Raw genomic sequence first — 21,960 nt, forward strand, 5'->3', positions numbered from 1 at the left:
ACTCAATATCATTCATACTGATGAATTTAATTTTTGTAGTTTATATATCTATCAATCTATTTATTGAGCAGTTGATCGCACTATTAGAAATGAATTTATAAGAATATTAATTCACACAAACTCGTGTTTTTTGAATAAAAAAAAGACAGCCATAAGCTGTCAAAAAGGAGGAGACTCAAACATACCCGTTAGCTTATTTCAGCCAAATTTACCCCTTGAAGTTGTCGTAATTTTGCCAAAATATAAGTATCCACTTCCGCTTGTTGTTCATGGTTTAAGTACAAGCCCAACTTAGTTCTACGCCACAACGCGTCATCCGCATTCTTAGCAAATTCATGTTCAATCAAGTAATCGATCTCAGCGCTATACACCCCTTTACTGAATTGATAACCAAAATCCGCTTCAGACTCTACTCCATCAAATAATCGCCACGCTAATGTTCCAAACTGATTCACATAACGTTTAGCCGTCGATAGATCTAACCAAGCGAACTGATCAACGAGGTTGTTAGCCAGTCGCTCTCGTGAATAAGAGAAATCTCCTCCAGGTAATGGCGCTTCTTTAGTCCAGGCTTCCCCAGCATTAGCAAGATAAGGCTGTAATAGGGTGAGTGCGCTCTCAGCTAGTTTACGGTAAGTGGTTAGTTTTCCGCCAAAGATAGAGAGCAGTGGCGGCTGATCGGCCTCCTGTTGCAACTCTAACGTATAGTCTCGTGTTATCGCCTGAGGAGAGTTTGATTCATCATCACACAATGGCCGAACTCCACTGTATGACCACACCACCTCTTGTTTGGTAATTTGCTTAACAAAATGTTGGTTAACCACATCAACGAGATAATCGACTTCTTCATCGGAAATAGCGACTTTTCTAGGGTCACCAAGATACTCAACATCGGTTGTTCCTATGATCGAAAAATCGTCCATATAAGGAATCACAAATACAATACGATTATCGGCGTTTTGTAAAATATACGCTTGCTCTTCATCATGGATTCTAGGAACCACAATATGTGAACCTTTTACTAACCTAATGTTACGAGGAGACTCTTCTGCCAATTGAAGATCAAAGAATTGTTTGACCCAAGGGCCTGCAGCATTGACCAATGATCTTGCTTTTCGCTCAAAACGAATGTTCGTTTGCTCATCTAGAATAGTGACTAACCACAGATCGCCTTGTCGCTTAGCATCAACCACTCGGCAGTAGTTTTTTACTTCGGCACCACTACGCTGCGCTGCCATCGCATTAAGAATCACCAATCGTGCATCATCAACCCAACAATCTGAATACTCAAACCCTTTGGTAATGTCACTTTTTAGTAGCCCTGATTTTTTAAGATCAACCATATGGCTGGCAGCGAGTGTGGTGCGTTTTCCTAAATGATCATACAGAAATAGGCCTGCTCTAATCATCCAAGCGGGACGCAAAAAAGGGCGATGTGGAAGGCGGAACCTCATTGGTTTCGCGATATGGGGCGCTTTTTTAAGAATGACTTCTCGCTCAGCCAACGCTTCAGAAACTAAACGAAATTCATAATGTTCTAAATAACGCAACCCTCCATGAATAAGTTTAGAACTGGCAGATGAGGTGGCCGAAGCAAAATCTGAAGCTTCATATAAACCCACTGTTAAACCGCGACCTGCTGCATCTGCTGCAATACCCGCACCATTGATGCCACCACCGACAATGATCATATCTAAAATAGGTTGATTGTCATTATTCATTTTCATCACACTAATTACCAATCCAAATTGAGCGAACGAACAATTTCGAACATTTGAAGATAATATAGATGATGTGAATGAAAAGATCACCAATTAGTTTCGGAATCGAACAATTATTTAACGTTTTGGACAGTTAGCTTATGAAATCACTTCAAGGGGAATGTCATTTTCTTTTAATAAGTCAGCGATCTCTTGGGGAGGTTGTTGATCGGTAATCAATAGATGAACTTCGGAAATGCTGCCAAGTTTTACCATGGCATTGCGCCCAAACTTAGTATGATCAACCGCTAAAAAGACACTGCGGCTATTTTCTATGATCGCTTTTTTTACTCGGACTTCATGATAATCGAAATCGAGCAATGAGCCATCATAATCAATCCCGCTGATCCCTAGAATACCGAAGTCTAATCGGAACTGTTTAATGAAATCGAGAGTCGCCTCACCAACAATCCCGCCATCTTTATTACGAACTTCACCACCAGCTAAAATTACTTTAAAGTCAGCACGCTCCATCAATATGCTGGCAACATTAATATTATTGGTCACTATTCGAAGATTTTTATGATTCTTAGTTAGCGCTTTGGCGACCGACTCTGGCGTAGTACCAATATCAATAAATAGCGTTGCACCATCAGGAATGTGCTTAGAGAGGGCTTCGGCAATGGTGCCTTTTTCACTTAACTGCATCGATTTTCGTGTGGTGTACTCGGTGTTTTCTGAACTTAGTGCGATGGTCGCTCCGCCATGGTGACGACGAATTTTATTGGCATCGGCAAGCTCGTTAAGATCGCGGCGAATGGTTTGAGGGCTGACTTTAAAAAGATCAACCAAATCATCGGTATTCACATAACCATTTTGCTGTACGAGATCGATAATCTGCTGATGTCTAGTAATCTGTTTCACTTAATAAAGCTCCGTAATTCCAACAACATAACAGTGTACCGATCAAGCAACGAATAGCAATCTTATGCCCCAGAAATGTTATAACGACTCAGGGTTACTCTTCATCATGCATCTCCGCCCATAACTGCGTGCATTTCACTGCTCGTTTCCAACCTCGGTAACGACGTTGGCGCTTCTCTTCATCTGGCAGAGGTTCAAACGATCGCTCTACCACAGATTTTCCCGCCACTTCCTCTAAGTCGTCCCAAAAGCCCACCGCAAGGCCAGCCAAGTACGCCGCACCTAATGCAGTCACCTCAGTCACTTGAGGCCTATGGACTGGAGTGTTTAATACATCCGACTGAAACTGCATCAAAAAATCATTTGCCACCGCACCACCATCAACTCGCAGTGCAGACAAGGTGATCCCAGAGTCAGCTTGCATCGCATCTAATACATCACGAGTTTGATAGGCAATACTCTCAAGCGTTGCTCGAATAATATGATTAGAGTTCGCACCACGCGTTAAGCCGACAATCGTCCCCCTTGCATACGCATCCCAATAAGGGGCGCCTAAACCAGTGAATGCAGGAACCACATACACGCCATTTGATGAATCTACTTTTGTGGCAAAATACTCAGAATCTTTAGCATCTGCCAGCAACTTCAGCTCATCTCGTAACCACTGGATAGCTGCTCCCCCCATAAATACGGCCCCTTCTAGTGCATAAACCGGTTCACCTTTTGGTCCACACGCTAAGGTCGTTAATAGCCCATGGTTTGAGTTGACCTTCTCTTTACCCGTATTCATCAATAGAAAACAGCCAGTTCCATAAGTATTTTTAGCCTGACCTTGTTCAACACACATCTGCCCATAAAGCGCCGCTTGTTGATCTCCCGCAATACCAGCAATGGGGATTCGCGTGCCCCCTTTTCCCCCAATATTGGTTTCACCATACACTTCAGCTGAACTTTTCACTTCCGGCATCATCGACATGGGAATATCTAACGCCTCCAACAGTTTTTCATCCCACTGCATCGTGTTGATGTTAAAGAGCATGGTGCGAGACGCGTTGGTGTAATCGGTCACATGTGCCTGTTTTTGAGTCATCTTCCAAACAAGCCAAGTATCAACCGTTCCAAACAACAACTTTCCAGCTTCAGCCTCTTCTCTCGCCCCTTCAACATTATCCAAAATCCACTTTATTTTGCTGCCCGAGAAGTAAGGGTCAATCACTAACCCAGTGTTTTCACGAACGTACTGCTCCAACCCCTCTTGTTGTTTCAGACGATCGCACATTTCAGCAGTACGTCGGCACTGCCAAACAATCGCGTTATAAACGGGTTTTCCCGTCTCTCGATTCCAGACGATGGTGGTTTCCCGCTGGTTAGTTATACCAATGGCGGCAATTTGGTCGCTACGAATACCGGCCTTAGCAATGGTCTCAATCAAAGTGGCGCTCTGAGTGGCGTAAATCTCCAGCGGGTCGTGCTCAACCCAGCCAGCTTTGGGGTATATTTGAGTAAATTCACGCTGAGAAGCGCCCACAATATTCGCATCGTGGTCAAGAATGACAGCACGAGAACTGGTCGTCCCTTGATCAAGAGCGACCACGTATTTTTGCTCAGCCATGACGGCTCCTATATAAATTTGAAAGCTATCTATACACTTTAGCGTTTTTTGTTCTGATTTATTACTGCTTAGGTGAGACGAAATGCACAGATTTGGCTTTGAATGCCTCAACACACTTTGTGCAGATACACGCTCGATTTTTTAACTCCTTAGGCACTTGCTCAATCAGCGCTTCGGGAATCGTAGTGCGGGCACACCAACAGGGTGTATCTTGGTTTGCCATGCATCTGTTGCTCTGATGGCAAAGAGGGCAGCGCGTATCGTCAATGGAAGTATTCATATTATTGCCTCGAGGGGTTATGTTCTTACTCTACCTCATCATGATAGTTCGTGCATATCTTCCAAAAACCCTTACACTTCTACTCCATCATTTTAAGGAGGTTTTATGACATTTTGCGCTGCTGTTTTTGATATGGATGGTCTGTTATTAGATACAGAACGAGTTTGTCAAAAGGCGTTTAAGCAAGCTTGTGACGTCCTGTCTCTGCCCTTCCTTGAGGATGTTTATCTCAATATTATTGGCCGAAACGCTCAAGGAATAGAAGAGACAATTTGTGAAGGATATGGGCCAGAACTTAATTATGAGCAGTTAAGAGACGAGTGGACGGAGCGCTATCATAGTGTGGTTTATCATCAAGCGATCCCCGTTAAAGCAGGCATCCTTGATCTGCTAACCTGGCTACGATCACAATCTATTCCCATTGCACTGGCTACCTCAACCCCCAAAGAGCTCGCCATCATCAAATTAAAACTGGCTGGATTATTGGATTTTTTTGATGTGTTAAGCACAGGCTGTGAAGTGACAAATGGCAAACCTCACCCTGAAATCTTTTTGCTTGCGGCGGAGCGTCTGAAAGTGAACCCCGCAACATGCCTTGCTTTTGAAGACTCAAATAACGGTGTCCGTTCTGCCGTTGCCGCGGGTATGCAAACTTACCAAATTCCTGACTTAGTGCAACCTAATGAAGAGATTGTTCAATTAGGTCACCAAATTCACTCCACAATGAGCGACGTGTTAACGCATCTAAAAGGCACTAGCTAAGACTATCTATGGTGAGCATGACGGAATCAGGTCGCCAATATTCAAACTCACAATCCATTAAATGCAACTGCTGATTGTAGTTCACCCGCGTAATTTTAAGCACCTGTTGCCCTTCTGCCAAATGAAGGGCTTTTGCCACTTTTTTTGAAGCGGACGTTGGGATCACATCAAAGCGAGAGCGCCCAGTTTGATAACCATAATGTTGTTGGAACAGCGTGGTCAATGACTGAGACAAATCTTGCTTTAAAATATCGGGAAACAGATCGGCAATCAGGCAGTTTTCGACAAACAGCACCGCTCGGTTATCGACATACCTTAGCCGCTCTATTCGATGAATCATTGTTACTTGCGGGTCCATATTTAACACCCTTGCCACCTCTCCAAGCGCAGGCTCAGTCGCGACGGTTAATACTTGTGTTGATGCTTCTCTTTTCTGCTCATCAATCATGTGATGAAAGTGAGCCCGTGACAGCGGGTTATATTCAATTCTTTTGGGGGAGACAAACCAACCTCGGCGCTCCTCTCGGTAAATAATGCCTTCGGTTTCTAACGCGGTCAGCACATCTTTTATAGTCACTCTTGTGGTATTAAATTGCTGACAATACGCGCGCTCTGAAGGGAGCTTGTCATTTCCCTTGGTTACGATCTGCGCAATCTCCTGCTTAATACACTGTTTGATCATGCTCAGTTGAGTGGTTCCTTTGGATCTCATTGTGTTCCCAACTCCGATGAAAAATGATTCTGAATCTACCGAATATATATAACCGTTTTGTGACAGAACATGTAAATTACTCAGACTTAAAAGTGTCACGGTTTCTTCTCGTAACTGTAAGAAAAGCTCACCCAAATCGTCATAATTACTTCTTAGGATAGCTATCGAACTTACTGAACTAGTCCAGAAGGATAGCGACAATGAAAACCCTATTAACCTGTGCAACATTGATGACTGCTGCAATTACTACTTCAGCAATTGCGGATACTGATCTAGCAAGCCTAATTAAAGCAGCCCAGAAAGAGGGGCAAGTCTACAGTGTTGGAATGCCCGACAGCTGGGCCAACTGGAAAGACACCTGGAAAGATTTGCACAATACCTATCAACTTAAACATCAAGATACTGACATGAGTTCGGCGCAAGAGATTGCAAAATTTGAAGCCGAGAAAAAAAGCGCAACGGCCGATATTGGTGATGTTGGTTTTGCCTTTGCGCGTATTGCAGTAAAGAAAGGGGTAACACAAGCCTATAAACCAACCACCTGGAATGACATTCCAAACTGGGCGAAAGATAAAGAGGGCCACTGGGCACTCGCTTACACCGGCACCATCTCGTTCATCACCAATAATAAGCTTGTAAAAAATGCTCCCACTAGCTGGGATGACGTCCTAAAGGGAGACTATAAAGTCACTGTAGGGGATGTGGGGGCGGCATCACAAGCAAACAACGCCGTTCTGGCCGCTGCTTTTGCCAATGGTGGCAGTGAGAAAAACCTAAAACCTGCACTTAACTATTTCGAAAAATTGGCCAAGCAAGGGCGTATATCCCTGAATGATCCTAGCCTTGCTAACCTTGAGAAAGGTGAAATTGAAGTGGCGATTATGTGGGATTTCAACGCACTAAACTACCGCGATCAAATTGGTAAAGATCGCTTTACCGTGACTATCCCTCAAGATGGTTCCGTGATCTCAGGTTATACCACCATCATCAATAAACACGCCAAAAACCCAAATGCAGCAAAACTGGCGCGTGAGTATATCTTCAGTGACAAAGGTCAAATCAACCTGGCTGCGGGTTACGCTCGCCCAATTCGCAGCAGCATTGAACTGCCAGCCTCCATTCAAGCCAAACTGCTATCCAACGATCAATACAGCAATGTGCACCCAGTCACTGATTTTAAAACATGGGAAAAAAGTGCACGTAAGCTGCCGCGTCAATGGCAAGAAAACGTCTTAATGTACGTAAAATAAGAGGCAGTAATGAACAATAAGGTCATACTTGTTGTTCTTGACGGACTCAATTATCAAGTAGCCCATGATGTCATGGGTTACTTGAACGCACTGATTGAGCAGCAAAGAGCAACGCTATACAAAATTACCTCCGAGCTTCCTTCGTTATCACGTCCACTGTATGAGTGCCTGCTAACTGGCGTCACTCCCACAGTGAGTGGCATTGTCAGCAACGAGATTACCCGACTATCTAATCAACACAGCGTTTTTAGCTTAGCCACTGAGCAGGGGTTAACCACCGCTGCCGCCGCCTACCATTGGATGAGTGAGCTCTACAATCGAACGCCCTATAATGCCGTTCGCGATCGCTTTACTGACGATAAAACATTGAATATTCAACATGGTTGTTTTTACCATCTCGACCACTACCCAGATGACACTTTGTTTGTGGATGCTGAGCACTTACGAACCCGCCACCAGCCTGATTTTTTGCTCATTCATCCGATGAACATTGACGACGCTGGTCATCAGTTCGGTCTGGATTCAAGCCAATATCGAAACAGTGCTCGACAGGTGGATATTTACCTTTCTCACTACCTTGATAAGTGGGTTGAGGATGGCTATCAAGTCCTGATCACCAGCGATCATGGAATGAATAACGATAAAAGTCACGGGGGCATACTGAGTTGCGAGCGTGAGGTTCCTCTGTTCGTCATTGGTGACAAGTTCTCTCATCAGGCCACTGACGTCAAGCAGACTCACCTTTGCGGAACGATTTGTCAGCTGCTCAATCTTACTCATCAAAAAACGGTCAACTCGGAGCTAATTGTCTAATGAAGCGTGCACTGTTGTGGTTATTACCATTCTCTGTGGTATTTGTGTTGTTCCAGCTTGCACCAATGGTTTGGGTCTTTCTCAATAGCTTTATTTATGATGATCAAATAAGCCTAGAGAACTACCGAGAGATCATTGACTCCTCTTTTTTACTGCAAGCCTTTAGCAACAGCCTATGGCTCTCCATCATCTCAAGTTTGATCGGGTTATTGATCGCTGCCCTGTTGGTGTCGTCCCTGCGTAGGGTCAATAACAAAATTCGTGACTGGGTGATCGCCTTTACCAATATGACCAGCAATTTCAGTGGAGTACCCCTAGCTTTTGCTTTCATTATTATTCTGGGTTTTAACGGAGCAGTCACGCTGATCCTGAAAAAATACGGTGTAATTGATGATTTCAATTTATATGGCCAATGGGGGTTAATGGTGATTTATATCTATTTCCAAATTCCTCTCGCCACTCTGCTGCTCTACCCAGCGTTTGATGCATTGAGTGACGACTGGCAAGCGGCTTCAGCACTATTAGGGGCCAGTAAGAGACAGTTTTGGTTGTACATTGGCTTACCTGTTCTCACCCCTGCGCTGCTTGGCACTTTTATCATTTTAATTGCCAATGCAATGGGGGCATACGCCAGTGTTTACGCCTTAACCTCTGGAAACTACAACGTGATCACTGTGCGTATCGCCAGTTTAGTCTCCGGCGATCTGTTTCTTGAACCCAATTTAGCTGCCGCCATCTCAGTCGTGCTCATTGGTCTGCTTGCCTTTATTACTGGCATTAATCAGTGGTTAATCTCTAGGAGCTACCATGCAAAACAGTAATCCGATTTATCACAACAGTGTGGTGTATGGCATCGTGATTATGATGTCTGTACCTATAATCGCAACTTTTGCCTACTCTCTGTCATCCTCATGGGGGGCGACCATACTGCCTGATGGCTTTACGTTTGATTGGTACCTGAAGCTGTGGCAAGACCCACGATTTATTGATGCTTTTGCTCGCTCACTGTTCATTGGGCTCACCTCGCTATTACTCAGCTCCGTGTTGATCATCCCAACTATTTTTGTGGTGTTTTACTACTTTCCTCGTCTAAAAGTCGTGATGAACCTGCTGATTTTGTTACCGTTTGCCGTGCCGCCAGTGGTCTCTTCAGTAGGATTGTTGCAGCTCTATGCAGACAGCTCAGTTGCCATTATTGGTACCCCATGGATCTTAATTGGCACCTATTTCACTATCGCTCTGCCCTTCATGTATCGCGCGATTGCCAACAGTTTCGAGTCGTTCAACCTGCACGATTTGATGGATGCCGCTCATCTTCTTGGTGCGACGACGACCCAAGCTTTTCTACTGATTATCTTACCGAATTTGAAAAAAGGGTTATTAGCGTCACTGTTTCTCTCTTTCTCTTTTCTGCTTGGTGAGTTTGTGTTTGCCAATATCTTGGTAGGAACGCGTTACGAAACGTTGCAGGTTTACCTCTATAACATGCGCCAGACAAGCGGACACTTCACCTCCGCCTTGGTCATGACCTATTTCATTTTTATTTTCTTATTAACTTGGCTAGCCAGCCGTTTTAGCCGAGGAGCGCAATAATGAGTTATGTAAACGTAAAACAGTTAACCAAACGATTTGATAGTAATACTGTGTTTGAGAACATCGATTTCACCATTGAAAAAGGGGAGTTTGTCACTCTGCTTGGTCCCAGTGGCTGCGGAAAATCCACCTTGCTGCGAAGTTTAGCTGGGCTGAACCAGGTTGATGGTGGCAAGATAAAAGTGAACGGCAAAAATATCACCCATGAGCCCCCGCAAAAAAGAGGGATTGGCATGGTGTTCCAATCCTATGCACTCTTTCCCAACATGACCGTTGAAGGTAATATTGCTTTTGGTTTGAAAATGCAGAAGGTGTCAGCAGAAAAAGTCGCCAATAAGGTCGCTAAAGTAATTGATTTAGTTGAGCTAAAAGGCAAGGAGCATCAATACCCACACCAACTGTCTGGCGGTCAGTGCCAACGTGTAGCATTAGCCCGTGCTCTCGTCGTTAAACCACAAATTCTACTGCTCGATGAACCGCTTTCAGCTCTGGATGCCCGTATCCGTAAACACCTTCGTCAGCAAATTCGTGATATTCAGAAAGAGCTGAACCTCACCACTGTTTTTGTGACCCACGATCAAGAAGAGGCAATGACCATGTCTGATCGCATCTTCTTAATGAATCAAGGAAAGATTGTTCAAGAGGGCAGCCCAGAAACGATCTATACTAAGCCAATCAATGAGTTCGCCGCGAGTTTCATGGGGCAATATAATTTAGTCTCAGCCAGAAAGGCCAAGGATCTGTTTGGTATTCATGTTGATTCAAAAGTCGCCATTCGCCCCGAGTCGATCTATGTTCGTGAACCGGGCAGAGTCTATGGCAGCCATGTGTCTGATCCAACCTTAGTCACAGTAAAGAACCACCAGCTCCTAGGCAGTGTTATTCGCTACCAGGTCGCCACCCAAGGGTGTGAATTGACTGTGGACTTGTTAAATCGATCATCAGAACGCTTGTTAGAACCAGGCAGTCAACTTGAGTTGATGTTTAACCTCAATGAACTTCAACCTGTGAGTGCAGCATAATGCGTAACCATGTCTATGTGTTTGACCTTGATGAAACATTGATCAACGGCGATTGCGCCATGATCTGGAATCAATTTCTTGTGAACAAAGAGGTAATAACAACCCCTGACTTTTTAAAAGAAGACCGCCGTTTAATGACGCTTTATGCGCAAGGTAAGCTCGACATGGCGCAATATCTTAACTTTGCTATGTCTCCGTTATTAACGATGCCAATAAAACAGATTGAACAACTGGTCGATGAGTGTCTGGATAACTGCATCTTGCCCATGCTATTTCCAGAAGCCGAACGATTAATTACCCAACTTAAACAGCAACAGTCCGATACCTTAATCGTCTCAGCCTCGGTTAGTTTCATTGTCAAAAAGGTGGCTCAACGTTTAGGCATCAATGACGCTTTAGCTATCGATTTACAGTGTAAACAAGGCTATTACCTGCCCGACATAGAAGGCATTGCAACCTATAGAGAAGGCAAAGTCACGCGCTTGAAACAGTGGCTTCACCTCAATCATAAATCCGATGCACACATTACCTTTTATACCGACTCAATTAACGATCTATCCATGTGTCTGCACGCTGACGATGTCGTACTGATAAATCCCTGTAGCCAGCTTAAAGAAGCAGCCAATAACTACCCACAATGGACGATCTGCGCATGGGGACAATAGCGTAACAATAAACCCTGTGGGAAAACAAAACCAAGTCGGCCAATGCACACCGCATTGGCCGACATCGTATTACCTCTTATTGAATGTTACGCGCCACTAGCGCGACAATTGCTCGTAACTCGGTAAACTTTTTATGAATTTCAGTTGTACCTCCAAATAGGTCTGTTGATAGATATCATCAATCTCCGACGCACATGGGAAGAGCTGCGAAAAATCAGGGTGGGCATTATCGATGGAAAGCTGCGCGGCTTTTTGAATGTGACTAATGAACATTCTAGGATCCTCTAAGCCAACCGATATTCGCATGGTGGTCGGTTCTATTCCCGCCTCTTTAAGCGCCTCTCGAGAGAGTTCTGAATGAGTGGTCATCGCGGGGCACAACGCCACCGTGTTGGTTTGACCTAAACTCACCTGCATACCAATCGCGGGTTCTAACATGTCAAAAAACTGTTTAAACACGTTGGACTCTATAGGTGGTCGTTTACTGCTCCCCTCCATATCAATAGTAAATAGTGATGCCGGAAAACCCAAATGCATATTCGATTGCAGTTGCTCATAATTAGGGTTTTCTGGCAGTGCTGGACATGACACATTAATGTCCGGATGTTTATCAAATATTCGAACTAAGGCGAGTGTATTAATGGTTTTTTGCACCACCCTCAGCTCATAGGTTTTCATACCATTGAGCACATCAAATGCCTTATCGGCATCAAGGAATGCCCCTTTGATGTAGTAGACATTCCAAAACAGGGTCTCATTCCAGTTGATGGTGACCTTCTTGCCATTGGCTTTAGTCAATTCTATTTGATCACCTTTGGGAATAAACATATGTTCGTTCTTACCGATCACCACACCCGCCGTCGTGGTCCCCGATCCCGCTAGCTCTTTGGTGTATGAATGCACCACAAAATCTGGACGTTCCATGGGATCATCACGTTTTAATACTGGGTGTAAAAATGGCGTACCAACTGTAGTATCGGCAATGACCATCCAATCTTTTTCGTGAGTCACTCTACTGATCCCCGCCACATCCAGAACAAAACCATGTGGGTTACATGGCGACTCTAAATAGACATAGATCTGACGACCATCAGCGATGCGATCAGCGTATTTCTCTTCCGCTTGCTCAATACCTTGTAAGAAATCGGCGTCGGTGTAGCCATCAACCCACTCGATGGCAACATCGAGATTTGACGAACGCGCATACCAATCTTCAAGTAACTGGTACGAACCACCATAAATATTTCGAGAAGCCACGACGATATCTTCACGACCCAGTAAATGGCTCAACAGGCCATCTATAGCGGCCATACCTGAATTGAAGTTCCACGCCAGATATTGGTTGGCTAATTCACCGGCTTCAATATCCACCATATGGTTAGCCAAGCTGATGGAGGTCGGATTCAGCAATCGAGAGTAGATATCATGCAGAGGTTCTCGGCCATTAAACGCATCTTCTACCCACTCAGTACAGGCAAAAAGGTAAGTTGCGGTTCGAGTGATCACTGGGCTAGCAGAAAAAATAGCGGCTACATTATCAAAAATGGGGTAGGCGCCTTTAGAGGCAAAATGGCCGTTGCTAGTGGCGATGGATTGATAAGTCGCTCGCATCGGGTTTTGCAGGTTATCTAGAATTTTGGCAATTTGAAACGATAAAAAACGCTTCGCATTAAACCATGCTATACGATCGCTTCTATCCAACTCTTTTAATCCTTCAATAGTAATGCCCCATAAGTCGTGAGTTTTACTATTGGCTTGGTATAGCGTCGTCGCCAGTTCGACCAAAGAAGCCCCAAATTCCGAGTTGGGGTCCAGACCAAAATGTTCAGCCTGTTCAATCGCTAACGCCTGCGCTTTTTCGTGTTTAGTGGTTTTTCTTAGTGGACTCAGTTGAGTTGAAACCTTCATGACACCTTCCTTGTTGAGTAACTTATTATAAGTTTAGGAAAGTTCATGTGGTTTCGATTGCTAAATATGCCTATATAAATAGCAATATTGGTAGATCTTGCTACTTTTAAATCATGTATTAATAAATACTGCCAATTTCAAGGGAGTTAACTTTGGATCAGATAGATAAAAACATCCTTACAGAATTACAAAAAAATGGCCGTTTAACCAACCAAGAGCTGTCCGATAAAGTCTCCCTCTCTCCCTCTCCCTGTTTACGTCGTGTTCGAGCATTAGAAGAGAGAGGCATCATCAGTGGTTATCATGCCCATGTCGATCAGGAGCAGTGTGGGGTACCGATTAATGTTTTTGTATTGGTGAAACTGGATAAACCTAGTGAAGAAAATATGAAGAAATTTGAGGCCAATATCGATCAGCTTGATCACGTTATTGAGTGTTTTTTGATGACGGGAAATCATGATTATCTATTAAGAGTCGTCAGTGAATCCCTAAAAAGTTATGAGCACTTTATTCGTAAAGATCTCACCAGGCTGTCAAACATTGCTGCCATTGAGTCAAGCTTCGCGTTTGGGCAGGTAAAACAGCAAACTCCCCTACCCATTAATCGCTAACGCCTCTATTTAGCACTGATAACGTAACGTAATACTTCAACAATTTGCTGCGGTGTCGTAGCCCATGCCATTGCCGCCGCATCCACCTCTTTAAGTGGGTGGATCAACTCTTCACTGTGCAGAGTGATATAAGGCTTACCTAACGCCGCACAGTAACCCGCATCAAAAGCGGCATTCCATTGCTTATATTTATCCCCAAAACGCACAATAGCAATATCGCACTTCTCAATCAGCGTTTTAGTGCGAATGGCATTGACCTTAGAAGATTGGTGATCACGCCAGAAGTGACTCTGACCGACACCCAGCACATCACCAGCAGCGTCACTGAGATCATGATCGGTCACTGGAGAGCTAAATTCGACCACTAAACCCGCTTGCGCCGAGCCTTGAATAATCTGCTCTCTCCAATCGGAATGTATCTCTCCTGATAAATAAACTTGATATGTCATTGCTCTCTCCATGATGGGTTTGTATACAATAACGGTAACACATTGTATTAATGTCGATCAATGCAAAAGTGACAAGGCCGAATGTGGTTTCCCAACACTCGGCCTCATGCATTGTTACTTTTTATTAAGCGGGGGTCGTCTCAGCAAATGTCGAGCGAAACGCTTTTAATACATGGTGTCTTGAAATAATCCCCACTAACAGTCCATCTGTTACTACAGGGTAACTTTTCGGTCTATGTACTTTGGCTGCTTTTGTTCTTGCTTCTAAATCCATATCGGAATAAGAGAGTAAGTACCCACTCTGATTAACCGGATAGACACTCTCTTTATCAATCGCCATATACTCAGCGATATCAATTAAGCTGTCGTAAGGGGTAAATGTCGTTAACTCCACCTCCATCACGTCACCCACACATTTGTCAACTTTAGGCACAAAATCTTGATTCCATAATTCTCGTAAAATGTCTTGCTCTGATAGGTAACCGACTAGACGGCCATGTTTATCAATAACAGGTCCACCGATCTCACTCGTTTCAATTAATCTATCGATAGCATCTTGTAACAGAGCATCTTGTTGGAAGACAAGGGTTGCTGGTTGCATGTGGCTGCGAACTTCAAACGCTTCAAAACTAGTGTTCATCTTATTCTCTCCTGAATGTAATTTGATAACTTGGCTAAGTGGGTTGCTAATAGATGGATTCTGATTGGGTTGATCTTGACTACTCGGCACTCCTTTGAGTGTGGCTAGTTGTGGCTTTCGATAAATCGTCCAATAGCCAAGACCAATGAACAGGCCTCCACCGACAATATTGCCTAGGGTGACTGGGATTAAATTTGCAGTAAAAAACTGATAGAAGTTAAGGTCTGAAAACGTGGTTGGGGCGACGCCAATTTGGGTCCAAAATTCAGGACCTGCAAACGTTTTAATCGCAATGCCCATAGGCACCATAAACATGTTGGCTACGCTATGTTCAAACCCTGTGCTAACGAACATCGCTACTGGCAGAATGACCAAGAATGCTTTTGTTAACATATCTTTAGTGCTAAATGTCATCCAGATAGCTAAACAGACCAAAATGTTACACAGCACTCCCAGAGCAAAAGCCTGAAGAAAGGTGTGATGCAGTTTATGTTGGGCGATCGTTAAAGCATTCAATCCCCACATCCCTCCACCGAGCAAATGAAGCTTTGCCATACTGACTAAAGCGACCAGTAGGGCAGCTCCTAACATATTACCGAAGTAGACCTTTACCCAAACCGCGAGCATTTGGCCGTTATTAATGACACCACTTGCTCTGGCGACCGTGGTAAGCACTGTACTGGTAAACAGCTCTCCACCACACACCACAATAAAGATAAGACCTAAACTAAACGCCACACCTCCAAGAAAGTGGGTAAATCCCCATGGGACATTGGCAGCTCCCGTCGTCACTGTTGTATAAAAAACAAAAGCGATACCAATAAAAACGCCAGCAGTGACCGCTAATGAGAAAGTGGTTTTAGATGCCTTCCTTGCCTTACTAACACCATACTCCTCTGCCGCAACGGTCATCTCTTCTGGAATACTGTAAGAAGATGGCTCAATTTGAGCATGCGATACAAGTCTCATTTATTTTCCTTATTGTGAATGTATGAATGACTGCCCCTCATTACGTCTCGGGGTGATTCAAATCTAACAAAATAAAATTCATAAAATAAATTGAGAATTTTTAGGTCACCAATCAATAAATTTGATAGGAATGTGATACCTTAAAACGGCTGCAAAACATATAATGATGCCCCCTCAATCATGGACGTAATGAATGAAATACACCCTTAAACAACTTGCTGTATTTGAATCTGTTGCCACTCTAGGAAGCGTTAGCAATGCGGCTGATCACCTCTCGTTAACTCAATCAGCAACAAGCATGTCCCTCTCCCAATTAGAGAAGATGTTGGGCCGTCCACTGTTCGAGCGACAAGGTAAACGAATGGTGCTCACTCAGTGGGGAACTTGGCTTCGACCAAAAGCAAAAAGTCTATTATTTGATGCTCAGCAAATTGAACTAGGCTTTTATGATCAGCATGTTATTAGTGGAGAAGTCAGGCTTGGCTGTAGTCAAACCGCAGCGGAACACTTAGTGCCGGACTTAATCAGTAAAATTGATACTGACTTTCCAGAACTTCGATTAGCTGTAAAAATTAAAAACACTCAAAAAGTGATTGATGGGGTGCTTGATTATACCTATGACATGGGAATCATTGAGGGTCGATGTGACGATAGCCGCATTCAACAAGAGACGTGGTGTAATGACCATTTAGTCATTGTCTGCTCCTCTTCACACCCTTATGCAAAGCTTGATAATGTCAGCGCTACCCAGCTGATGCAGGCAAAGTGGGTATTACGAGAAGATGGCGCTGGCACTCGAAAAGCCTTTGATTATGCAATACAGAACCTTGTTGATCAGCTTTGTGTTTATCGTGAGTATGAACATGTCCCAATTCTTAGAACCTTAGTCGCTAAAGGGACCTACCTATCTTGCCTCCCTTATTTAGATGTCATCAGAGAGGTTGAGGCCGGTACGCTTAGCATTCTTCCTGTTTCAAAATTGAAGATTGAACGACGCCTAATTTTTATCTGGAGAAAGGATTCTGGATTCAATCCCCTCAATGAATGTATACGCAGTGAAGCTAAAATTATGGCCAGAGAGATCTCAAAGGATATGTAACCAGACATTAATCATAGAAAGTGCTAAGGTTCATCAACTTAACTGATGTAAGACGCAGGAAGCGAGACAACAGACGGAGGACAAATGGATTTTATCGAATGGCGCAAGGAGCGACTTTGGTACTATCAACAGCCTAATAATCACTTCTTCTCTCACACTGTTGAGCAGATGCACATTGTTAAACTCGATAGTAATAAACTCGTGGTCCATTCCCCCGTGGCACTCACTGACTCGTTAAAATCAAGCATTGATAACCTTGGTGAAGTCAGTGCGGTCATCTACCCGACCTATACGCCAACACTCCACCTCTCTGATTGGTGGCTGCAATTTCCCGACGCCCTGTTTTATGCAACGACCGAAGTGATTCAAAAACGAAGTGACATCACCTTTGATAATTCGCTTTCATCAAACACCCCTGATTGCTGGAAGCATCAACTGCTGCAAACGCCGATACTGGGTAGCTCCCAACCAACCCATATGGTTTTTTGTGACCCCAAGTCTCGAACCCTACTGCTTGATACGCTTTTAGTTTCTCGCCGTTCGGTATCATTGCCTCTTTTTCAACGTCGGTTTTACCATAATCACTTTATGTTGCGGTCATCAATACAAGAGGTGTTAACCTGGCCGTTCGACACCTTATTGTCGAGTAATGGTTTAGTCATTAAGTCCGACGCAAAACAGACATTTTATGAAGCGTTTAAGTGGTCATTCCTCGATAAATAATCTAAATAGAATCATTCGATACCCCTCATCAATATAATTTAAAAAATACTATACTCATCAGGTATAATATAATTAATATCTACAATAATAGGAAGTTCTTCAATTATATGAGTCAGTTATCTACTTTTTTTAAAGGCATGGCAATGGGGGCAGCAGACGTTGTTCCCGGCGTATCTGGCGGTACTATTGCCTTTATTACCGGCATATATGACACCCTGATCGAAAGTATCCGTCGAGTAAATCCTCATCTATTTTCTTTATGGAGAAGAGAGGGATTCAAAGTGGCCTTTAACTATATAAATGGATTTTTCTTAATCACTTTGTTTGCAGGCATACTAACCAGCATCTTCTCTTTAGCCAAACTCATCTCATGGTTGCTAGAAACGCACCCTATTCCGTTATGGTCATTTTTCTTTGGTTTGATCATGATCTCTGTGGTTCATATGATTAAACAGGTCGACAACTGGCAGTTACCTAAAATCATCGCATTGATTGGAGGTGCTATTTTTGCGTACGCCATTACCTCAATCAGTCCCATCACTTTGACGCCATCAACACTGACCTTTTTCTTCGCTGGTACTATCGCAATTTGCGCGATGATCTTACCTGGTATCTCCGGCAGCTTTATATTATTGCTACTAGGTATGTACACGCCCATTCTGTCTGCCGCCAAATCGTTTGATATTGTGTTGCTACTGACTTTTGCAATGGGATGTTTGGTCGGTCTATTAACCTTCTCACACGTACTCTCTTATCTGTTTCGCCATTTCAGAGACCTTACCATCACCTTCCTAACAGGATTAATGCTAGGCACTCTTCCGAAAATTTGGCCATGGAAAGAGACCATCTCGTGGAGAACCAACTCCAAAGGCGAGCAAGTCCCTCTTCTTACACAGAACCTATCCCCGTTCGATTTTGAGTCAGTCACGGGTCAACCCGCCCTATTAGTTTGGGGGGTAATCGCCATGATATTCGGCGTCGTTCTTGTCTGGTCATTAGAGCAGATTGGCAAGCGAGCTGAAAAAGTATAAAAACTTCACTAACAGGCAGATTTTTCTGCCTTTTTCATCACTCTCCTACCTCGCTCACAAAAAAATCACAAGGTTACCTACATCCATTCACCTCAGTGATAGAATTCAATAAATTCTCTAACAATAACGATTATGTCTTTCAAACTACGTAACCTTGCCCCTATCGCATTGATCGTAACTACGATGATCGTAGGCTTTTATGTGCCTGATATCATTAAACAGATTAAAAGTAGTGACCAAGAGATCCACACCTATTGCCCACTTAGCCGTGCAGCTTGTCAACAAGGCCCCGCGACCATCACCTTAGAAGATGACCAACTCCACCCACTGAAACCGAGTCAAATTACCGTTGATTGGCCTTCAGCTTCCCCCACTCTGTTACTTGAATTACAAAGTAACCAAATGGAAATGGGATCGTACAAGCTACTGTTAAAAAGAAGTGAACAAGGACTCTATGTTGGAGACATCACTCTGCCTATCTGTATTGAAAATACCTTAGAATGGATAGGCTCTATAAAAAATAGTGATCAGAAAGTTTATATTTCAGTAAGGATGAACTAATGAAAAAGATCTGGTTTATTGTCGCTATCATTGCACTATTTCTGGGCATCGGCGCGCGTTATATCATTGAACAACCAGAACCTGAAATGGCGAAGTTACCTCAAGCTGCATTAGGCCAGTTATCGAGTAACGGCCAACCAGTAAACTTGTACAACCAAGACGACTCTCGATTGCGCGTAGTCTACTTCGGTTACAGTCACTGTCCTGACGTATGCCCGACGTCTTTGGCCATTCTGTCGGCAGCCCTGAATCAATTACCGCCAGAGACACTGCAGCAGCTATGGCCTATATTCATCACCTTAGATCCAGAAAGAGATACATCAGAGAAGTCCCAAGAGTACGCTAACTACTTTCATCCCAATATTACCGGTATGACAGGCACCATGCAGCAAACCAATCAGCTTGCCGCAACTTATGGGGTACTTTTTGCCAAAGCGGAACTCAAAGACTCAGCGATGGAGTACTCCGTTGATCACAACTCTTATTTCTACTTTTTAAAACCTGACGGTACTTTAGTTGAAAAAGTGCCACATACTCTCGATCCGGCCCCAATCATTGAGGTCGTAAATAACCAATTAAGTTCTCAAGGGGAGCCATAATGAAACTTAAAGCACTCACGCTCGTTGCACTATTCACCAGTTCATTCGCATTTGCTAATGGCGATGTCAACATCGTTGACCCATACGCTCGTGCTACGCCTCCGAATGTTCCTAATAGTGCTATTTTCCTAACACTTGAAAACCATAAGATGGAACAGAGAACCTTAATATCAGCTTCTTCTGACGTTGCCGATAACGTCGAGCTGCACAACCACACTATGGTTGAAGGCATGATGAAAATGCGTCAAGTTGAGAACATCAAAGTGGAAGCTCATAAGAGCACAGTGTTAAAGCCGGGTGGCCTGCATATCATGTTATTTGGATTGAAGAAGCAATTAGTTGAGGGAGAAGCAATCCCGTTAACGTTGACGTTTGCCAATGGCGAAACGCAATCGTTAACCGTTCCCGTTAAAAAAGTGATGACGGGTATGAAAAAAATGGACATGTCTGACAAAGGTGACGCTGCCGCTCATACCCATTAAGCGTAAAGTCCACTACATAATAAAAAACGAACTGTGTATGCAGTTCGTTTTTTTATGATCATTTGGTCTCTTTTTTCTGAGAACCACTGTCCATTGAGGTTTGGCTATAGTTAACAGATTGGCGGCTTACTGGTTTCTCTTCTGTCGGTGCATCTTCTGATCCTGCAGATTCTACCTCTTCTTCAGGTTCTGGATCTTCTGGGAAATAACTCTCTCTGCCATAGAGCTTATCAAACGCTTTGATCACAGAGTGTTTCGCCATCTTTCCTTGTTTCATCTTATTAAAGAGTGATTTAACCATCCCTTGCAAACCAACAACCGTATCCACACTGAGTTGGTTTCCCACGGTGTCACGTCTTTGAACAGCCTCGTCGACGCCATTTTTACTGGCTAACCAAAACCAAATATACGCCACTGAATTGCCTTTTTCAGTTTGTCCAGCAGAGATATTGCCAGCATAGAATTGAGCAGGAGCACTACCAGACTCTGCAGCAAGTTCAAACCAATAGGTCGCTTTCTTTAAATCGACAGCAATGCCATTTCCTGAACTGTGTTGCTTACCTAAGCTGATTTGGGCATCAACGGATCCATTATTCGCTGCTCTGGTATTCCACTCAATAGAGAGTGGCACCGAAGGTTTGGGATTCGCTTGGGCAACATACCAATCCGCCATAAACAGTTGCGCGTCTAATAAGTTAACCTCAGCCACACTTTCGATCATCTCAAGCCCTTTGTCGATATCCGCCTCGATACCATCTCCCTTTAATAGGGCTATACCCAGGGCCAACTTTGCCTCTTGCCCCCCCTCTTTCGCTTTGATCACTTTACCCCAATATCTGGATTTTTTAACTAACTCAGGGTCGCTTTGATAGTGATCACAAAGTCGCACCAATGAGTGCATTGCAATCTCATTATCGTTTTTTGCTGCCATCTCATACCAATATATCGCTTTTTTAGTATTACTAAGCTCACACTCTTTGGCCAAATAGACTTGCGTGGCAGTGTGTCCAGTTTTTGCTTTGTAAATTTTCTCTTTAAGCTCAGCGTTTTTTGCCTCATCCAGAGCTCTTTTATAAGCATTCACACTTTTCTGTTTCTCAGCCAGCTTTGCTTTATTTTGTTTTACCACTGAAAAGAAACGATACAGTGCAAAAATAAGAGAGATGGTTAACAGCAAAACACCGATGAGAATTGGATTCATAATGTACCAATGGTTAGTCAATAAAAACGGGGGGAATCGAAAAATACGACACTATATAGTATAGCGGTCATATAGCGGCAAACTTAAGTACATATTCATTTTTTCGTAACCATTATATTACTAAGGTTTAGAAAATGTTAATTATTTTGACTTTCTTTGTAGAGGTGAACAAAAGAGTACGCTATGCACGTGGGTGCATTTATTTAAGGGCAATAAAGTTCTAATTTAAAAGAGATTAAGTCATGAAAATGATAGACAAGCTAACCACACTCTATCTCATAGCCATAAATCATATTGCTAATAACCGTTATGAACTTTAATTGCTTTATTTTTTATCAGCGTACTGTATTGTTA

Annotated in this window: 22 protein-coding genes and 1 pseudogene; 14 read left to right on the forward strand and 9 right to left on the reverse strand. The window is 43.5% G+C overall.

The genetic code is table 11. The features are described from left to right. Positions 1-188 precede the first annotated feature (188 nt). From glpD to L4C32_RS16540, 4 genes are all read right to left on the reverse strand, one after another. On the reverse strand, positions 189-1,721 hold the full coding sequence (gene glpD / locus L4C32_RS16525) for a glycerol-3-phosphate dehydrogenase (protein ID WP_428197999.1): 1,533 nt from the start codon (positions 1,719-1,721) through the stop codon (positions 189-191). A gap of 138 nt (positions 1,722-1,859) precedes the next feature. Further along, on the reverse strand, positions 1,860-2,624 hold the full coding sequence (locus L4C32_RS16530; RefSeq protein WP_428198000.1) for a DeoR/GlpR family transcriptional regulator: 765 nt from the start codon (positions 2,622-2,624) through the stop codon (positions 1,860-1,862). 94 nt (positions 2,625-2,718) lie between these two features. Beyond that, positions 2,719-4,236 carry a glycerol kinase GlpK gene (gene glpK, locus L4C32_RS16535; protein WP_428198001.1) on the reverse strand — a complete coding sequence of 506 codons (1,518 nt, stop codon included), beginning with the start codon at positions 4,234-4,236 and terminating at the stop codon, positions 2,719-2,721. A 61-nt stretch (positions 4,237-4,297) separates the two neighbouring features. Beyond that, positions 4,298-4,516 carry a cysteine-rich CWC family protein gene (locus tag L4C32_RS16540; protein ID WP_428198002.1) on the reverse strand — a complete coding sequence of 73 codons (219 nt, stop codon included), beginning with the start codon at positions 4,514-4,516 and terminating at the stop codon, positions 4,298-4,300. A 105-nt stretch (positions 4,517-4,621) separates the two neighbouring features. Here L4C32_RS16540 and L4C32_RS16545 point away from each other — a divergent pair, with 105 nt between their 5' ends. Next, positions 4,622-5,278, forward strand: coding sequence for an HAD family hydrolase (locus L4C32_RS16545; RefSeq protein WP_428198003.1), 657 nt, complete (start codon positions 4,622-4,624; stop codon positions 5,276-5,278). Here L4C32_RS16545 and L4C32_RS16550 read toward each other — a convergent pair. Continuing rightward, positions 5,271-5,990 carry a UTRA domain-containing protein gene (locus L4C32_RS16550; protein WP_428198004.1) on the reverse strand — a complete coding sequence of 240 codons (720 nt, stop codon included), beginning with the start codon at positions 5,988-5,990 and terminating at the stop codon, positions 5,271-5,273. The two genes, L4C32_RS16545 and L4C32_RS16550, sit on opposite strands and share 8 nt — an antisense overlap. 200 nt (positions 5,991-6,190) lie before the next feature. Between L4C32_RS16550 and L4C32_RS16555 the strand changes: the two genes are divergently transcribed. From L4C32_RS16555 to L4C32_RS16580, 6 genes and pseudogenes are all read left to right on the forward strand, one after another. Continuing rightward, positions 6,191-7,240 carry an ABC transporter substrate-binding protein gene (locus L4C32_RS16555; protein ID WP_428198005.1) on the forward strand — a complete coding sequence of 350 codons (1,050 nt, stop codon included), beginning with the start codon at positions 6,191-6,193 and terminating at the stop codon, positions 7,238-7,240. A 9-nt stretch (positions 7,241-7,249) separates the two neighbouring features. After that, positions 7,250-8,053, forward strand: coding sequence for an alkaline phosphatase family protein (locus L4C32_RS16560; protein ID WP_428198006.1), 804 nt, complete (start codon positions 7,250-7,252; stop codon positions 8,051-8,053). Positions 8,054-8,067: 14 nt separating this feature from the next. Continuing rightward, a pseudogene (locus L4C32_RS16565) lies at positions 8,068-8,874 on the forward strand (ABC transporter permease); the annotation flags it as partial. Further along, positions 8,861-9,646, forward strand: coding sequence for an ABC transporter permease (locus tag L4C32_RS16570; RefSeq protein ID WP_428198007.1), 786 nt, complete (start codon positions 8,861-8,863; stop codon positions 9,644-9,646). The pseudogene L4C32_RS16565 and the gene L4C32_RS16570, both read left to right, overlap by 14 nt. Beyond that, positions 9,646-10,668 (forward strand): ABC transporter ATP-binding protein, encoded by a 1,023-nt coding sequence (locus tag L4C32_RS16575; RefSeq protein ID WP_428198008.1) that lies wholly within the window; start codon positions 9,646-9,648, stop codon positions 10,666-10,668. Before L4C32_RS16570 ends, L4C32_RS16575 begins: the two co-directional genes overlap by 1 nt. After that, positions 10,668-11,333 carry an HAD family hydrolase gene (locus L4C32_RS16580; protein ID WP_428198009.1) on the forward strand — a complete coding sequence of 222 codons (666 nt, stop codon included), beginning with the start codon at positions 10,668-10,670 and terminating at the stop codon, positions 11,331-11,333. The genes L4C32_RS16575 and L4C32_RS16580 overlap by 1 nt, the downstream gene beginning before the upstream one ends. 96 nt (positions 11,334-11,429) lie before the next feature. Here L4C32_RS16580 and L4C32_RS16585 read toward each other — a convergent pair whose 3' ends face one another. Continuing rightward, positions 11,430-13,241 (reverse strand): PLP-dependent transferase, encoded by a 1,812-nt coding sequence (locus tag L4C32_RS16585; protein ID WP_428198010.1) that lies wholly within the window; start codon positions 13,239-13,241, stop codon positions 11,430-11,432. A gap of 152 nt (positions 13,242-13,393) precedes the next feature. Here L4C32_RS16585 and L4C32_RS16590 point away from each other — a divergent pair, with 152 nt between their 5' ends. Continuing rightward, on the forward strand, positions 13,394-13,852 hold the full coding sequence (locus tag L4C32_RS16590; protein WP_428198011.1) for an Lrp/AsnC family transcriptional regulator: 459 nt from the start codon (positions 13,394-13,396) through the stop codon (positions 13,850-13,852). Between the two features lie 5 nt (positions 13,853-13,857). Here the strand turns inward: L4C32_RS16590 and L4C32_RS16595 are convergent, their stop codons facing one another. Next, positions 13,858-14,301 (reverse strand): YtoQ family protein, encoded by a 444-nt coding sequence (locus L4C32_RS16595; protein ID WP_428198012.1) that lies wholly within the window; start codon positions 14,299-14,301, stop codon positions 13,858-13,860. Between the two features lie 124 nt (positions 14,302-14,425). After that, on the reverse strand, positions 14,426-15,910 hold the full coding sequence (focA, locus tag L4C32_RS16600) for a formate transporter FocA (protein ID WP_428198013.1): 1,485 nt from the start codon (positions 15,908-15,910) through the stop codon (positions 14,426-14,428). Between the two features lie 193 nt (positions 15,911-16,103). On the opposite strand from focA, the gene L4C32_RS16605 reads away from it, so the two are divergent. From L4C32_RS16605 to L4C32_RS16630, 6 genes are all read left to right on the forward strand, one after another. Beyond that, complete coding sequence (locus L4C32_RS16605; RefSeq protein WP_428198014.1) at positions 16,104-17,009, forward strand: LysR substrate-binding domain-containing protein; 906 nt, start codon at positions 16,104-16,106, stop codon at positions 17,007-17,009. An 84-nt stretch (positions 17,010-17,093) separates the two neighbouring features. Next, entirely contained in the window at positions 17,094-17,732 is a 639-nt protein-coding gene (locus L4C32_RS16610; protein WP_428198015.1) for a hypothetical protein, read from the forward strand. 107 nt (positions 17,733-17,839) lie between these two features. Further along, positions 17,840-18,763: a polyprenyl-phosphate transporter gene (locus tag L4C32_RS16615; RefSeq protein WP_428198016.1), complete on the forward strand. Its 924-nt coding sequence runs from the start codon at positions 17,840-17,842 to the stop codon at positions 18,761-18,763. Positions 18,764-18,895: 132 nt separating this feature from the next. Beyond that, positions 18,896-19,324 carry a hypothetical protein gene (locus L4C32_RS16620; RefSeq protein WP_428198017.1) on the forward strand — a complete coding sequence of 143 codons (429 nt, stop codon included), beginning with the start codon at positions 18,896-18,898 and terminating at the stop codon, positions 19,322-19,324. Further along, positions 19,324-19,923 carry an SCO family protein gene (locus L4C32_RS16625; RefSeq protein WP_428198018.1) on the forward strand — a complete coding sequence of 200 codons (600 nt, stop codon included), beginning with the start codon at positions 19,324-19,326 and terminating at the stop codon, positions 19,921-19,923. The genes L4C32_RS16620 and L4C32_RS16625 overlap by 1 nt, the downstream gene beginning before the upstream one ends. Next, positions 19,923-20,405 carry a copper chaperone PCu(A)C gene (locus tag L4C32_RS16630; RefSeq protein ID WP_428198019.1) on the forward strand — a complete coding sequence of 161 codons (483 nt, stop codon included), beginning with the start codon at positions 19,923-19,925 and terminating at the stop codon, positions 20,403-20,405. Before L4C32_RS16625 ends, L4C32_RS16630 begins: the two co-directional genes overlap by 1 nt. A 58-nt stretch (positions 20,406-20,463) precedes the next feature. Here L4C32_RS16630 and L4C32_RS16635 read toward each other — a convergent pair whose 3' ends face one another. Then, positions 20,464-21,606: a tetratricopeptide repeat protein gene (locus tag L4C32_RS16635; protein ID WP_428198020.1), complete on the reverse strand. Its 1,143-nt coding sequence runs from the start codon at positions 21,604-21,606 to the stop codon at positions 20,464-20,466. Positions 21,607-21,960 lie beyond the last annotated feature (354 nt).

It is taken from the genome of Aliivibrio kagoshimensis (assembly GCF_050337105.1).
Lineage (GTDB): Bacteria > Pseudomonadota > Gammaproteobacteria > Enterobacterales > Vibrionaceae > Aliivibrio_A > Aliivibrio_A kagoshimensis.